We start from the raw sequence: 15092 nt of genomic DNA on the forward strand, positions 1-15092 counted from the left end.
ACTCAGTGCTCCCGATCGACGCGGCGCAGGTCGGCTTCGACCATCATCCCGATCAGGGTGGATAGGCTGGTCTTTGGTTTCCAGCCCAGTTGACGCTCCGCCTTGGCGGGGTTGCCTAGCAGAATGTCCACCTCGGCAGGGCGGAAGAATTGCGGGTCGATGACCACATGGTCCTCATAGTTCAGGCCCACATGGGCGAACGCAAGCTGGCACATGTCGCGGACCGTGGTGGTCACGCCGGTGGCCACTACATAATCATCCGGCTTGTCCTGCTGCAGCATCAGCCACATGGCCTCGACATAGTCGCCAGCGAATCCCCAGTCGCGCTTTGCATCGATGTTGCCCAGGCGCAGCTCTTGCTGCTTGCCGAGCTTGATACGCGCCACTGCATCCGTCACTTTGCGAGTAACGAACTCGATGCCGCGCAGGGGCGACTCGTGGTTGAACAGAATGCCGCTCGAGGCATGAAGGTCGAAGCTCTCGCGATAGTTCACGGTAATCCAGTGGCCATAGAGCTTGGCGACACCGTAGGGGCTGCGCGGATAGAAGGGCGTGTTTTCATCCTGGCGCTCAGCCTGAATCAACCCGAACATTTCGCTGGTGGACGCCTGATAGAAGCGGGTTTCCGGGTTGAACTGGCGGATTGCTTCCAGCAGATGAGTCACGCCGAGGCCGTCGACGATGCCAGTAGTCACCGGCTGATCCCAGGAGCTGCCAACGAAACTCTGGGCGCCGAGGTTGTAGAGCTCATCGGGGCGGGACTTGATGACTGCTCGCTGCAGCGAGGTAGCGTCAGCCAGATCACCTTCATGGTAGGCGATCTCGGACTCGATACCCAGCTCACGCAGGCGCCAGCGCGTATCGCTGCTGCGTCGTGCCACCAGGCCATGAACCTGGTAGCCCTTTTCAAGCAGGAGCTTGGCCAGGTAGGCGCCATCCTGGCCGGTAACGCCGGTAATCAATGCTGATTTTGTCATTCTTCTAGTACCCGTTCTGCCCAGTCCGACAGGATCGTCTTCAGGGTCTCTTCCATCGAGATTGCTGGCGCCCAGCCGGTGGCTCGTGCCAACCGTGCATGGCTGCCTTTTACCTGGCGCTGTTCAGAGCGCCGCATGCGCGAGCTGTCCTGCGCCAGCTCAAGCGTGATGCCAGATAGTGTGCCCATCTGGCTGATCAGGTCTCGGACCGAGCGCTCAAGCCCGGAACACACGTTGTAGATCTCGCCACTCTTTCCTGAGGAAAGCAGGGCGAAGTAAGCCGCGATGACATCCCGTACATCGAGAAAGTCTCGTGTGACATCGACATCGCCAACTTCAATACGGGGAGCCTGCAAGCCGCGCTGGATGCGAGCGATCTGCCTCGCCACGCTTGGGAGCACGAAGTCCGGCTTCTGCCCCGACCCTACATGATTGAATGGGCGCGCGACCATGACGCGCCAGCCCTCGCTGATTCCCCATTGCAGAGACAGATACTCGGCGGCCAGCTTGCTCACGGCATAGGGGTTGCGTGGGGCTGGTAGCTGGGTTTCGAGGATTGGCAGGTCCTCCGGCTCTACCTGGCCATAAATGTCGCCGGAGCTGACATATAAGAAGCTGCCAGTGAAGCCGCCGGCCTTGAGAGCCTGAAGCAGATTCAGGGTGCCGAGCAGATTGATTTCCAACGTTCGCGCCGGATCTCGAAAAGCCTCGGGCACGAAAGTTTGACCGGCGAGGTGGATGACCGCGTCGGGGCGCTGGCCACACCAAGCTGCCAGAGTTTCCGGGCGTGTCAAATCCATGCCTTCGGGCGGCAGTAGCAGATGCCATTCCGGGGCGGCGGAACGAAGGTGAGCTTGCAAATGCCCTCCCACGAATCCGGTAAGCCCGGTAACCAGCAATTTTTTATGCACAACGACCTCTTCGCTCCGCTCATCCTGAGACGGAAATGGATCATTCATCAGCGGGTTGCCCGGCACGGGTGACTCTCCCTCGGTGGGGCCGCTCTTATAATTTGCGCAACAATCTGAAAGAAAATATGCGGCGATACAACAGAAAAAAGCGTGACCGGCAGGTTTTGCTGTCTGGCTACGTTTTGTCGGTCGATCGCCACCAGATCGCCGCGCTCTAACGCGCGTTTTTCAAGCGGCCGATGTTTAGGTCAGCAAATATTGCGCCGCGAGTGCGACCACGGCGCCCACGGCCAATCCGGCGACGATCTCGACCTTGCTATGACCCATTCGTTCACGCAGCAGCTTCTTTTCTGGTTCGCTTTTGCCAAGCCGATTGATCGCTTCCGCATGGAGGCCGACCTGGCGGCGAAGGCTGTTGGCATCGAGCAGAACGATAAAGGTCAGCGTGAGGGCTGCTCCGAAAGCCGGGTGATCGATACCCTCCTGTAGCGCGATGAGCGTGGTCATGCTGCTGACGATCGCGCTGTGGTTGCTTGGGAGCCCGCCGTAGCCGATCAAGCCAAATGCAGGCCGTCCTGCTTTGAGGCTATTGATTGCGAACTTCATCGAGCCGGCGGTCAGCCAGGCGGCAAAGGGGGTTATCAGATAGGACAGATCCATGGCCAGGCCCTCTTAAAGTGCCCAGGCACATGTGCCTGCCCATAGCAGAGCTACCAGCATCAGCTGCCAATCGGTGAGCAACGCATCGGTGGGAGATTCGCCGCCGCCCTTTTCCACCACGAACCAGTAGCGGAACAGCCCATAGAGCACCAGGGGGATGCTGATGATCATCTCCGGGCGGCTGGTGATGACAAACAGGCTGTAGAACAGCAGAGCTCCGATGGCGGAGATTTCGGCATAGCGATCGACAAGCGCGATGGAATAGTGGCGTAGCACTTCTCGACTCTCGCTGCCATTGCTGCTCAGCTCCTGGCGACGCTTGATCGAGGCCAGATACAGCGCCAGGCACAGCGTGGTGACGAACATCCATCCTGATACCGGTACCGACAGTGCCATGGCGCCCGCATACACACGCAGAACGAAGCCCAGCGCGATGGTGAAGATATCCAGTACCGGTTGATGCTTGAGTACGAAGGTGTAGGCGAGGTTGAGCAGCAGGTAGCCAATGATCACGTAGATCACTTCGGGAAAGCGGAACCAAGCTGCGATCAAAGCTCCGTAGAGGAGGGCCAGCAGAACGAGAGCTGCACGGGGAGACACCAACCCCGATGCCAGGGGGCGGGTGAGCGACTTGCGTGGGTGGCGACGATCATGCTCGATGTCGTGCAAATCGTTGACGATGTAGGTGGCTGACGAGGCGATACAGAACAAGCCTGCGGCGATCAGAGCCGAAATGACCGAGTCCAAATCATGAAATTCGCCTGAGAAAAGCAGTGGTGCGAGGACGAACGCATTCTTGACCCATTGGCGAGGGCGCATCAGCGCCAGGAGTCCTTTCAACTGGGCTAGAGGGGAGTGGGTCCGTAAGGTAGCATGCATGCCATTTTACTCCGCATGGCTTCTAGTTCTTGATGAGAATTGCGCTGATCTACTCGTTACTGGCTGCGATCGCTACCGCTACCAATATCTTTTCTCAGGACATGGTCACCAGGGTTTATCACGGCCCTTATGCCATTCTGCTATCAGTGCTGGTGGGGACGGGGGTGGGACTCATTGTCAAATACGTGCTGGATAAACGCTACATCTTTAGCTTCACAGCGCGAAATATGGCGCACGATGGGCGCATCTTTCTTCTTTATACCTTGATGGGGCTCGTCACTACGGCGATCTTCTGGAGCTTCGAGTTCGGTTTTCATCATCTGTTCGAGAGCAAGGAAATGCGTTACCTCGGCGGTGTCATCGGCCTGGCCATCGGCTACTACGCCAAGTATCTATTGGATCGTCGTTTCGTATTTCCCCAGGAGTCGGGGCAATGCTGATCAGTGGATGGGGACGATACCCGACTATCGATGCGGAACTGCAAACGCTGAATACACCTAGCCAGGCTATTGAGAGTCTGGCGACTACACCGGCGATAGCTCGTGGCATGGGGCGCAGCTACGGTGACAGCGCGCTGGCTGCCCATATCCTTTCCACTCGCCCGCTCGACCGCCTGCATGCATTCGATGCAGATGAAGGCGTGGTCGACTGCGATGCGGGGGTCACCCTGGCCGAGCTGATCGATGTCTTCATGCCTCGAGGCTGGTTCCTGCCAGTCACGCCCGGAACACGATTCGTCAGCGTAGGTGGTGCAGTTGCCAGCGACGTGCATGGCAAGAATCATCATCTCGATGGTTGTTTCAGCGAGTTTGTGGACTCTCTCGATCTGTTGACAGCCAGCGGAGAAGTGTTGACCTGCTCCTCCAGCAGCCATGCCGAGCTGTTCCGTGCCACCTGTGGTGGCATGGGGCTGACCGGCGTGATCCTGCGCGCCAGGCTGCGTTTGCGGAGAGTAAAAAGCGCGTTTATCGAACAGGTCACGCTCAAGGCTGCGAATCTGGACGAGGCACTCGATCTTTTCGAGGCTCATGGAGCCAGCACCTATTCGGTGGCTTGGATCGATTGCCTGGCGAGCGGGGGAGCATTGGGGCGCTCGCTGCTCATGCTGGGAGAGCATGCTAGTTCGGGCGGCCTGGATCTTGCGCCGTCGCGGACGCTGAGTGTGCCAGTCGATATGCCTGGCATGCTGCTCAACCGCTATTCGATCAGAGCATTCAATACTCTGTACTTCCACCGCATTCGCCAGCCCCGTACGGAGCAGCGTATCGACTATCGCCCGTTCTTTTATCCATTGGATGGCATCGCCCAATGGAATCGCCTCTATGGCCGTGACGGATTCCTCCAGTATCAGTTCGTGCTCCCCCGAGAAACTGGGCGTGAGGGTATGCGGGCGATTCTCCAGCGCATCGCGGCTTCGGGGCGCGGCTCATTCCTGGCCGTGCTCAAGGCATTCGGCGCGGCCAACGACAACCCGCTGTCTTTCCCGATCGAGGGCTACACGCTGGCGCTGGACTTCAAGAACGAGCGCGGCCTGGCCTCGCTGCTCGATGAGCTGGACCGCATGGTCCTGGCCCATGGTGGCCGCCTCTATCTCACCAAGGATGCGCGGATGAGCGCGGAAGCCTTTCGCCAGAGCTACCCACGCTGGGAAGAATTTCAGGCGTTGCGCGAGCGCTACGGCGCCTTGGGAAAATTCGTATCGCTGCAAGCACAACGACTTGGACTGGAATGACCACTATGCAGAAACTGCTGATCATCGGCGCTACCTCCGCCATCGCCGAGGCCACCGCTCGCCGCTTCGCGCTGCGCGGTTATCGCCTTCACCTGCTGGGCCGCAATGGCGAGCGCCTGGCCAGCCTGGCTGACGACCTCCGAGTGCGCGGCGCCAGTGCCGCAAACCATGCCTTCTTCGACGCGAATGACCTGGATAGCCATCCTGCCGTACTCGACGCCGCCATCGCTGAGTTGGGTGGGCTGGACATGGTTTTGATCGCTCACGGCACCCTGGGCGACCAGAAGGCGTGCGAGCAGAGCGTCGAGCTGACGATGCAGGAGCTCAAGACCAACGTGCTGAGTGTGATCGGCCTGCTGACCACGCTGGCGAACCATTTCGAGGCTCAGGGCCACGGTAGTATCGCCGTGATCGGTTCGGTGGCCGGTGACCGCGGCCGCCAGTCCAATTATGTGTATGGCACGGCCAAGGGCGCGTTGGCGTTGTTCCTTCAGGGAATGCGCAACCGACTGAGCAAACGTGGTGTACAGGTACTGACGATCAAGCCCGGCTTCGTCGACACACCGATGACTGCATCCTTTCCCAAGGGCCCGTTGTGGGCGACGCCGGACAAGGTTGCCGAAGACATCGAGAAGGCCATCGACAAACGCCGCGACGTGCTCTACACCCCAGGTTTCTGGCGGTTGATCATGCTGATCATCAAGAGCGTTCCGGAAGCGATTTTCAAGCGACTGTCGCTTTGATAACGCTGCGAAGGGTCGCGTTTGGCCTGGTGCTGCTCGCCTGGTTGCTGGTACTGGTCAAGGTTGCCGCGCCGCAGTTGAGCCAGGCCTTTCAGCCGGATGGTGATCTGGCTGCCGACATGCTGCTGGTCAACCAGCTGCACGACGATGGTTACCTGTTAACCGGGCACTACTCGCGTTTTGGCTTCAACCACCCCGGTCCGTCCTTTCTCTACGTGAATGCGCTGTTCGAGCAGATCGGGGCTGTTGCCGGCATGCCCCGGGCGAATGCCTGGTTCCTGTCCAGCCTGGTATTCAACTTCGTATTTCTGTGGTTGATCGCCTGGGCAACGGCCCGACTATTTGGGCGCCGCCTGTCGCTTGCGGCACTGGCGGCCGTGTTACCTCTTTCCATCCTTCTGGGAAGCACGCTGTCCAACTTCTGGATGCCCTACCGGCTGGTTCTTCCCTTCGCCGCATTCTTCCTGACAGCGGTACTGGTTGCCTCCAGGGGAATGCGTTTCCTGCCGCTGTCGATGGCTCTGGCCTGCCTGCTGATCCACGGCTACGTCACCATGCCGGTCTTCACATTACCGCTGTTGTTGCTGGTGACTCTGTTCAGGCTATGGCAGGCGGATTGGCGTTTGGCTGGAGATGGTCGCTGGCTGCTGATCTCTCTGGGTATCGGTGTACTGTTCCTGCTGCCGCTCCTAGTGGATTTCCTGGTCAACCCTCAGCCGAACCTGCTGCGCATACTTCGTGCGCAATCCCATCTTGCGGGGGCAGACCATCCAACCTTGGCAGAGTCACTGACCTACGCCTTTTCCTATTGGCGCAGTACATTGCTCTTTCTTGTGCCTGCCGCTCTGGTTTTTCTGCTTCGGAGCCGTAGTCTCGGAAGTGTTAATCGTAGGCCGTTACTTTATGCGGCTGCTCTGGCGGCTTTTATCAGTGTGGTGTTCGTTCTGTATCACGCGACCGTGCCCAAGCCGCTTCATCCCTTCATGGGGAGCTATTACCAGGGCATACCCCTCGCAATGACTGCGTTGCTGCTCTATGCGTCGCTATGCAGCCTACCGCGGCCGGGAGCGAGCGTGCTGCTTGCGGGGGTGATGTTGGTCTGGCTATCGACCCTGCAGGTCCAGCTCATGGCGCCGCGAGAAGACATCCGCGAGCTCGGGGACTTCCTGATAGCGAACTCGGATCAGCGCGTCGTGATCGACTATCCCGACGACAGTGAGCCGTTCTGGATAACGGCGGGAGGCCTGTTGTTATATCTGAAGGACAGAGGAATAGACGCGTGCATCGCGAGGCCCGAGATGGATTTCCTCTATACCCCGAACGGGGTATGCCGCGAGCAAGTAGATTTCCGTCTTGAGCGGGCCGAGCGATGTGGTCCTGGTTGTCTTGCCACGAGCGGTGGAATTGCGTTGGCGCCACCCTCTGCTCGCCGGGACGGTTGACGCTTGGGCGGGGTGGTCGGAAAAGGTAGCGCCAATGATATGCTGCCAGCTCTTCTGAGCCGCCCGGACCCATGCCGTGAGTGAACGTACCCAGGCCGTGAAGGCCTATCTGCTCGACCTGCAAGACCGTATCTGCGCCACACTCGAGACTGAAGATGGCGGTACCCGCTTCTTCGAGGATGCCTGGGAGCGCCCTGCCGGCGGCGGCGGTCGCACCCGGGTCATCGAGAATGGTGCGCTGATCGAGAAGGGCGGCGTGAATTTCTCTCACGTGTTCGGTGACAGCCTGCCGCCTTCGGCCAGCGCCCACCGTCCGGAGTTGGCCGGGCGAGGCTTCGAAGCCATGGGCGTATCCCTGGTGATCCACCCGGAGAACCCGCATGTGCCGACTTCCCACGCCAACGTACGCTTCTTCAGCGCCGATAAGGCGGGTGAAGAGTCGGTGTGGTGGTTCGGTGGTGGCTTCGACCTGACACCTTACTACGCCAATGAAGAAGACTGCGTGCACTGGCACCAGATCGCCCGCGAAGCCTGTGCGCCGTTCGGTGCCGAGGTCTATCCGAAGTTCAAGGAATGGTGCGACCGCTACTTCCACCTCAAGCATCGTGGCGAGCCGCGTGGCATTGGTGGGCTGTTCTTCGACGACCTCAACGAATGGGACTTCGATACCAGCTTCGCCTTCCTGCGCTCGGTCGGTGATGCTTATATCCAGGCCTACCTGCCTATCATTCAGCGTCGTCGGCACACTCCCTTCACCGAGTCTCAGCGTGAATTCCAGGCCTTCCGCCGGGGCCGCTACGTCGAGTTCAACCTGGTGTTCGATCGTGGCACCCTGTTCGGCCTGCAGTCCGGCGGCCGTACCGAATCCATCCTCATGTCGTTGCCACCGCACGTGCGCTGGGGCTATGACTGGAAGCCGGAGCCGGGCAGCGATGAAGCGCGTTTGACTGAGTATTTCCTGACTGATCGAGATTGGCTCGGCGAGGCTGCGAAGTGACTGACCGTTACGGCGTGTTCGGCAATCCAATCGGCCACAGCAAGTCGCCGCTGATCCACGGTATGTTTGCCGCGCAGACCGGCCAGGACCTGTCCTACGAAGCGCTGCTGGCGCCTCTGGACGACTTCAACGGATATGCCCGCGCCTTCTTCGAAATCGGCAAGGGTGGCAATGTCACCGTGCCGTTCAAGGAGGAGGCCTACCGCCTGGCCGAAGAGTTGAGCGAGCGCGCCCGCCGCGCCGGAGCGGTGAACACCCTGAAGCGGCTCGACGACGGCCGCCTGCTCGGCGACAACACCGATGGCGCCGGCCTGGTCCGTGACCTGACGGTGAACGCGAGACTCGACCTGGCGGGTAAGGACATTCTCCTGCTCGGCGCCGGCGGTGCCGTGCGCGGTGTATTGGCCCCCCTCCTTGCGCAGGCGCCGCAGACTCTGGTGATCGCCAATCGGACGGTGGAGAGGGCGGAACAGCTGGCCCACGAGTTCGCGGAGCTGGGGCCGGTAGCTGCCAGTGGCTTCGATTGGCTGAGCGCGCCGGTGGACCTGATCATCAACGGCACTTCGGCCAGCCTGGCCGGCGAGCTGCCGCCGCTTGAGCCAGGCCTGATCAAGCCCGGCCACACCGTCTGCTACGACATGATGTACGGCAAGGAGCCGACGGCCTTCAATCGCTGGGCCGCCGAGCATGGCGCGGCGCGCTGCATCGATGGCCTGGGGATGCTGGTGGAGCAGGCCGCCGAGGCCTTCTTCCTGTGGCGCGGTGTGCGCCCGGATACCGCGCCGGTACTGGCCGAGCTGCGTTCGCAGCTGGTGGGCTGAAGCGGTTAGAGCTGGTGCGATTAAGACCCCTGCCGAGGGGCCTGGGGCAGGTTCCGGATTGTTCTGGTGGCTGGGCCACTTGCTCTCTGTCTCTGTCCTGACGAAGTGACGCCGAATCGCCCTGATGCGGGTGATAACACTTCTCAATTGCTGTAGCATGCGCCGCTTTCGGCGATTCTGCCGTTATGCATCAGGGCAGGATATGTCTCGCGGCGGCTCATCCGACTTGCTGGCCAGCTTCCAGGAACACTATGCGGATCTGCTTCGCTTCCTCGCGAGGCGGCTCGGCGATGTCGAGCATGCTGCCGATGTCGCCCAGGACACCTACCTGCGTCTTGCGGCTCTGCCCGCCGGCGAGCCGATCAAGGAGCCCCGAGCCTTTCTGTTTCGGGTTGCAGGTAACCTCGCCATCGACCGTCTGCGAGTTGAAAACCGCCTGGCTGCTCTGCACGCCGAAGAGGGGGCGGCAATGGACCTCCATGATCCGACGTCTTGCCCGCAGAGTTCGTTGCTGGCGGGGGAGGCATTGACTCAGCTGGACAAGGCCCTCGGTCAGTTGCCCGACAAGGCTCGCCTGGCTTTGCTGCTCAATCGCATCGAGGGTTTGACCCATGCGCAGATTGCAGAGCGCCTGGGTGTATCCGAGAGTATGGTCGGTAAGTACATCGTCCAGGCCATGCGCCATTGCCGCGCATGGATGCGGCGGGTGGACACAGCATGACTCACTCCGACAGACTGCCGCGCAATCACGGCTTGTGAAGTGCATGAACGAACCTCTTCCCCCTGATCGCGACCTCGAAGACGAGGCTATCGAGCGCCTAGTGCATCTGCACTCCGGGCGTGCGAGTGCGAGTGACCGTCTGGCATTCCAGAGCTGGCGCCAGCTCAGCCCGGCTCATCGCGCCGCCGCGCAGGCTGCCGAAGAACTGTGGGGGGCGCTGCCGTACACCGAGACCGCACGGCTCCATCAGTTCAGTCCATCGGTAAATGTGGTACCGAGGAAGCGCCTGCGACGTGGCATGTCAGTTGCGGCTAGCCTGGTCGCAGTGGTGTTGGCGCTCGGCCTTTATATCGAAGGCCCCGCACTGTACGCAGATCACCGCACCGGCACTGGTGAACGCCGTGAGATACAGCTAGCCGACGGCAGCCAGGTCTGGCTTAACAGTGGTACGGCTCTGTCGGTGGATTTCACCGAGACGCGGCGGGATATCCGCCTGCACGCTGGGGAGGCACTGTTCGTCGTGTCCAAAGACAGCGAGCGGCCATTCGTCGTGCATGCCGCAGATGGCGAAGTGCGAGCCGTCGGCACTCGTTTCGATGTCGACCTGCGCGGCTCGGCTGTCGAAGTACGGGTAAGCGAGGGGATTGTCCAGGTCGACTCCGCCGGTGCCCAGCCGGCTCGGCTGACCGCTGGTCTGGGTCTGCGATACCTGCAGGGACGAGCCCCCGGTGAGCCCCACGAGGTAGATTTGCGCTCTGCCGACGCATGGCAACGAGGCAAGCTGATCTTCAATCGCCAGCCCTTGGGCGAGGTGCTCGGGGAGCTGGAGCGTTACCTGCCCGGGCAGCTCTATCTGACCGACGACGCCCTGCGCGGTTTGCTGGTCAGTGGCGTGTTCGAGCTGGATGATCCTCAGGGCATGCTCAACACCCTGGCTCAGACCCAGCCGGTGCACATTACCCGGTTGCCGCTGTTCACCCTGGTGCGGCCGAAGAGTTAGGAAGCCCTCGGAAAATCGTATTCTCGATTTCCGGCCGTTAAATAATTTCATTTCTCATGGCAAGGTCGGCAAGGCTGATTCGTCGTAGGCATGAAGCGCGAATTATTCGCATTGATAACGCGCAGCCAACCCTACATCGAAGGCGCTTTCCATGCAGATCCATTTCCGTCCATCCCGCTCTGGTGCGTTGCGCCGGGCGATCTTCCTTGCAACCGCTTTCGGCTGTTCAAGCGTGCCCCTCGCTTCGCCGGCACTGGCGTCCGAGCAGTCGGCCAGCGTCGCGTTTTCTATTCCCGGACAATCGTTGGACAGTGCGCTGACCCAGTTCGCCGATCAGGCCGGTCTGCGCATCCTGTTCACCTCGGATGATGTGGCGGGCCTGCGCAGCAATGGTCTGGACGGCCAGTATCCGGTGTCCGAGGCGCTGTCACGGTTGCTGGAGGGTAGCGGTTACAGCTTTCAGTTCGTCGACGAGCGGACACTGACCCTGCGTAAGGCTGCAATCGATGATGGGGCCGTGGAACTGGGGGCGACGACGGTCAGCGGTGCGGTTTTGGGTAGCGTCACCGAGGGCTCTCGCAGCTACACCACAGGCTCCACCAATACCGCCACCAAGCTGCCGCTGAGCCTGCGTGAGACGCCACAGTCGGTAACCGTGGTGACCCGGCAGAAGATGGACGACGAAAACATGCAGTCGCTCGATGACGTGGCGCAGAGTGCCACCGGTATCAGCTACAGCAAGAACGGCCCGGAGCGTTCGTACTACTACTCGCGCGGTTTCGAGGTCTCGGAAATCCAGTTCGACGGCATGCCGGCCAACATCGCCAATGCCTATTCGATGGATGCGCTGTCGATCAACAACATGGCTCTATATGACCGTGTGGAGTTTGTCCGTGGCGCTAATGGCCTGCAGCAAGGCGCCGGCAACCCGTCAGCGGCGATCAACCTGGTGCGCAAACGTCCGACCCGCGAGTTTCAGCTGGGTGGTGAACTGGGTGCTGGCTCCTGGGACAACTACCGCACCCAGGTAGACGTTTCCGGGCCGCTGACGGAGGCCGGCAACGTGCGTGGCCGTACCGTGGTGTTCTACAACAACAGCAAGAGCTTTCGCGACGAAGCGGCCAAGGACAATCAGCTGGTCTACCTGATCGGCGAAGTCGACCTGACCGAGCGCACCGTGCTGACCGTTGGCGCCACCGCGCAGAAGGACAATAACAACGGCTACAGCTTCATGGGGCTGCCGACCAAGGTCAATGGCGAGTTCTACGATTTCTCTCGCTCCACCTCACTGGCGGCTGACTGGGGCTTTCTCGACAAGACCAACTACAACCTGTTCGGCGACATCACCCACAGCTTCGACAACGACTGGAAGCTGACCGCCGCCTTCAACCAGATCAAGGCCGACGCCGAGCTGCGTTCGCTGTTCTGGTTCCTGCGCAGCACGACCGACGACAACGTGTTCCCCATGCGCATCAACCGCACCAGCTATACGGATCGGCAAAGCAACGTCGATCTCTACGCCAACGGTCCCTTCCAGCTGCTGGGGCGTGAGCACCAGTTGATGCTCGGTGCCAGCTCGCGCAAGGACACCTTCAAGTGGAACGTGCGCAACCAGGCTAGCAACTACCCACAACAGATCGACGTCACCAACCCTGGCGCGTTTCCCTACCCGGACATCAATCCCACTCCTCTGTTTGCTTCCGACGTCACCGACGTGACCCGCGAAAAAGGCATGGTGCTGGCCACGCGCCTGAGCCTGACCGACCAGTTGAGCCTGATCCTCGGCAGCCGCCTGAGCTGGTATGAATACGAGGGCAGCCGCGGTGGCATTGACAGCCACTACAAGGAAGATAAGCGGCTGGTGCCCTATGCCGGCCTGGTCTATGACCTCAACGCCAATCACTCGCTGTATGCCAGCTTCACCGAGATCTATAAGACACAGAGCGCCTATGGCGAGAACAACGCCTTGCTCGATCCGATCGTCGGCGAGAACTATGAAGTCGGCCTGAAGAGCGAATACTTCGATGGCCGCCTGAACACGTCGCTGGCGTTGTTCCAGGTCGACCAGAGCCATCTGCCCGTGGCCATCGACGGGGTTGATACCTGTGGGCCGATGGCCGATGACACCTGCTTCCGGGCTGGTGAGAAGGTGCGCAACCGGGGTGTCGAAGTTGAACTGTCCGGCGCCATCACCCCCAACTGGAACGCCACCCTGGGCTACACCTACAACCACCCGGAATTCGTCGCCGGGCCGGACAAGGGTGATGACTACAACGGCCGGCCGAAAGAGCTGCTGAAAGTCTCCACGGACTACCGTCTGCCCGGTGCTCTGGAAGCCCTGCGCGTCGGTGGCAGTGTCTATCACCAGAGCCGGATGACTAGCGAGGATCGTGGTCAGGTGATTTCCCAGAGCGCCTACACGCTGCTTAACCTGCACGCCAACTATCAGGTCAACCGCAATGTGGACGTGCAGTTGAACCTCAACAACGCCTTGGACAAGAAGTACTACCAGTCCATCTCCAACCTCAACTTCACCAACTCCTACGGTGATCCCCGCAACGTCGGCGTTACCCTGCGCTATCAGTACTGAAGCTACGAATCTCTGATGCCAGAGGTGGTAGAAAAGGGAGTAGCCGGATTTCCAGACTGGTGCCTGCGAGCGGGGTAGTCGGGCAATCCGGGTAGCTCCATATGCCGGGCCGATATCCTTCGGCCCGGCTCAGCCGAAGAACCAGTAGCACACCAGGATCGAAGCGATCACCCCAACCAGGTCGGCGAACAAGGCGCAGCCCACCGCATGGCGCGCGCGCTGGATACCGACCGCACCGAAATACACGGCCAGCACATAGAAGGTGGTTTCCGTACTGCCCTGCATGGTCGCTGCCACCAGTGCGGGGAAACTGTCCACGCCCTGGCTCTGCATGGTCTCGATCAGCATGGCCCGTGCCGCGCTGCCGGAGAACGGCTTGACCAGGCCGGTGGGCAGCGCCTCGACGAAGCGGGTATCCCAACCCAGGCCCTCCACGCACCAGCGCACACCGTCGAGCAGCACATCCAGCGCCCCAGAGGCGCGCAACACACCGACCGCGCAGAGCATGGCCACCAGGTAGGGCAGCAGGTTCTTGGCCACCTCGAAGCCTTCCTTGGCGCCTTCGACGAAGCTCTCGTACACCGGCACCTTCTTCAGCGCGCCGAGCAGCAGGAAGCTGAGGATCAGACCGAACAGGGTCAGGTTGCCGAGCAGCGAGGACAGTGCAGTCAGCGCCGTGGCACTGAGGCCCGCCAGCACCGCCATGAAGGTGCCGATGGCCAGCGCCGCACCGCCCAGCCAGGCCAGCAGCACCGGGTCCCACAAGCGCAGGCGCTGCATCACCGCCACCGACAGCAGGGCACTGGCGCTGGACACGGCGTTGGCCAGGAGAATCGGCAGGAATACCAGGGCCGGGTCCTCTGCACCCTGCTGGGCGCGGTACATGAAGATCGATACCGGCAGCAGGACAAACGACGAGGCGTTCATCACCATGAACAGCACCTGGGCATTGCTCGCCGAGGTGGGGTTGGGGTTGAGCTCCTGCAGCGCCTTCATCGCACGCAGACCGATAGGCGTGGCGGCGTTGTCCAGGCCCAGGCCATTGGCGGTGAAGCTGAGGGTGACGAGACCGAGGGAATGATGGCCGCGCGGCACTTCCGGCATCAGCCGGGCGAAGAGGGGTGAGAGCAGGCGCGCCAACATGTCGACCAGACCGGCCTTCTCGGCGATGCGCAGGAAGCCCAGCCAGAGGGTGAGGGTGCCGAACAGCAGGATCATCACGTCGACGGACGTCTTGGCCATGGTGAACAGCGCTTCCACCATGGAGGCCCAGACGGTGGCGTCGCCGCCTATCCAGCGCACCACGGCAGCCAGTGCGGCCACCACGAAGAATCCCAGCCACAAGCCATTGAGCATCGTCAGTTCCCCCGGTCGGAGGCCGATGATAACGGCCGAACCGACACGGGGCGAGCGATGCCCGCGAGCGTCGACGATCAAATGGACGGTACAAATGAACGCGGCGGAAGTGCCGTCACCCTCGTGAGGTGACGGCACTTCCGCCATCGTTGCTGCCTGACCCGGCCCTTGCGGAGGTACTCCCTGTACCCCTAGGTCGCTCCGTCAACAGAGCATCCCGACCCCATGGTCACGCGCCTGTCCCCGCGCGGTTCTTCCAGGTC

At 61.1% G+C, this 15092-nt stretch carries 14 protein-coding genes; 9 read left to right on the top strand and 5 right to left on the bottom strand.

Features of this window, described 5'->3' with window-relative positions; genetic code table 11:
* Positions 1 to 2: 2 nt before the first annotated feature.
* From gmd to IB234_RS03235, 4 genes are all read right to left on the bottom strand, one after another.
* On the bottom strand, positions 3 to 977 hold the full coding sequence (gene gmd / locus IB234_RS03220; protein WP_192313774.1) for a GDP-mannose 4,6-dehydratase: 975 nt from the start codon (positions 975 to 977) through the stop codon (positions 3 to 5).
* Positions 974 to 1888 (bottom strand): GDP-mannose 4,6-dehydratase, encoded by a 915-nt coding sequence (locus IB234_RS03225; RefSeq protein ID WP_192315544.1) that lies wholly within the window; start codon positions 1886 to 1888, stop codon positions 974 to 976. Before IB234_RS03225 ends, gmd begins: the two co-directional genes overlap by 4 nt.
* A 243-nt stretch (positions 1889 to 2131) precedes the next feature.
* The gene (locus IB234_RS03230; RefSeq protein ID WP_192313777.1) at positions 2132 to 2548 is read right to left on the bottom strand and encodes a divergent PAP2 family protein; all 417 of its coding nucleotides are present in this window, start codon (positions 2546 to 2548) and stop codon (positions 2132 to 2134) included.
* A gap of 12 nt (positions 2549 to 2560) precedes the next feature.
* Positions 2561 to 3367 carry a decaprenyl-phosphate phosphoribosyltransferase gene (locus IB234_RS03235; RefSeq protein WP_192313780.1) on the bottom strand — a complete coding sequence of 269 codons (807 nt, stop codon included), beginning with the start codon at positions 3365 to 3367 and terminating at the stop codon, positions 2561 to 2563.
* Between the two features lie 92 nt (positions 3368 to 3459).
* On the opposite strand from IB234_RS03235, the gene IB234_RS03240 reads away from it, so the two are divergent.
* The 9 genes from IB234_RS03240 (at position 3460) to IB234_RS03280 (ending at position 13473) form a co-directional block, all read left to right on the top strand.
* A complete protein-coding gene (locus IB234_RS03240) occupies positions 3460 to 3867 on the top strand; it encodes a GtrA family protein (RefSeq protein ID WP_192313783.1) in 408 nt (135 codons plus the stop codon).
* Complete coding sequence (locus tag IB234_RS03245; RefSeq protein WP_192313785.1) at positions 3861 to 5159, top strand: FAD-binding protein; 1299 nt, start codon at positions 3861 to 3863, stop codon at positions 5157 to 5159. Before IB234_RS03240 ends, IB234_RS03245 begins: the two co-directional genes overlap by 7 nt.
* Positions 5160 to 5164: 5 nt before the next feature.
* Entirely contained in the window at positions 5165 to 5902 is a 738-nt protein-coding gene (locus IB234_RS03250; protein WP_192313787.1) for an SDR family oxidoreductase, read from the top strand.
* Between the two features lie 29 nt (positions 5903 to 5931).
* On the top strand, positions 5932 to 7344 hold the full coding sequence (locus tag IB234_RS03255; protein ID WP_192313789.1) for a hypothetical protein: 1413 nt from the start codon (positions 5932 to 5934) through the stop codon (positions 7342 to 7344).
* 76 nt (positions 7345 to 7420) lie between these two features.
* Positions 7421 to 8341: an oxygen-dependent coproporphyrinogen oxidase gene (gene hemF / locus IB234_RS03260; RefSeq protein ID WP_192313792.1), complete on the top strand. Its 921-nt coding sequence runs from the start codon at positions 7421 to 7423 to the stop codon at positions 8339 to 8341.
* Entirely contained in the window at positions 8338 to 9162 is an 825-nt protein-coding gene (gene aroE, locus IB234_RS03265) for a shikimate dehydrogenase (RefSeq protein WP_192313794.1), read from the top strand. The genes hemF and aroE overlap by 4 nt, the downstream gene beginning before the upstream one ends.
* A gap of 202 nt (positions 9163 to 9364) precedes the next feature.
* The gene (locus tag IB234_RS03270; protein ID WP_192313796.1) at positions 9365 to 9883 is read left to right on the top strand and encodes a sigma-70 family RNA polymerase sigma factor; all 519 of its coding nucleotides are present in this window, start codon (positions 9365 to 9367) and stop codon (positions 9881 to 9883) included.
* Positions 9884 to 9926: 43 nt separating this feature from the next.
* On the top strand, positions 9927 to 10883 hold the full coding sequence (locus IB234_RS03275; RefSeq protein ID WP_192313799.1) for a FecR family protein: 957 nt from the start codon (positions 9927 to 9929) through the stop codon (positions 10881 to 10883).
* A 151-nt stretch (positions 10884 to 11034) separates the two neighbouring features.
* A complete protein-coding gene (locus IB234_RS03280; RefSeq protein WP_192313802.1) occupies positions 11035 to 13473 on the top strand; it encodes a TonB-dependent siderophore receptor in 2439 nt (812 codons plus the stop codon).
* Between the two features lie 129 nt (positions 13474 to 13602).
* On the opposite strand, the gene IB234_RS03285 is transcribed toward IB234_RS03280, so the two are convergent.
* A complete protein-coding gene (locus tag IB234_RS03285; protein WP_192313805.1) occupies positions 13603 to 14829 on the bottom strand; it encodes a nucleoside recognition domain-containing protein in 1227 nt (408 codons plus the stop codon).
* Positions 14830 to 15092: the final 263 nt, after the last annotated feature.

The sequence above is a fragment of the Pseudomonas sp. PDM16 genome (genome assembly GCF_014851865.1).
Classification (GTDB): Bacteria; Pseudomonadota; Gammaproteobacteria; order Pseudomonadales; family Pseudomonadaceae; genus Aquipseudomonas.